Source organism: Oleiphilus sp. HI0043 (assembly GCF_001634935.1).
Genome location: NZ_LWEY01000878.1, coordinates 1 through 352, shown reverse-complemented (window position 1 = coordinate 352; position 352 = coordinate 1). Strand labels below are relative to the sequence as shown.

At 43.2% G+C, this 352-nt stretch carries 1 protein-coding gene; it reads left to right on the top strand.

Annotated elements, in window-relative coordinates; all coding sequences use genetic code 11:
* Positions 1 to 3 precede the first annotated feature (3 nt).
* Positions 4 to 352, top strand: a 349-nt coding sequence (locus A3729_RS09850; protein WP_231877401.1) for an N-acetylneuraminate synthase family protein, incomplete at its 3' end; no start/stop codon positions are given.

Below are 352 nucleotides of genomic sequence, written 5' to 3'. Positions count from 1 at the left end.
GACTTGGATGCTGTTGATTTCTTAGACCCCTTAATACCAGCGTTTAAAGTTGCTTCAGCGGATATTACTAATGTTCCATTGATCAGAAAGTGTGCTTCAACGGGAAAGCCTCTAATTATGTCAACAGGCGCAGCTACATTACCTGAGATAGAGTTTGCTTTGCAGGTAGCACGGGAAGCTGGTGCAAAAGAGATTAGTTTGCTTCATTGCGTATTGAATTACCCAACACCGATAGACCATGCTCAACTAGGAATGATTACAACGCTAGCTCGAGTATTTCCGGATGTGGTAATTGGGTATTCAGATCATGTGGCTCCTGACGAGACTATTAGTAGTTTAGAGGCCTCTATGC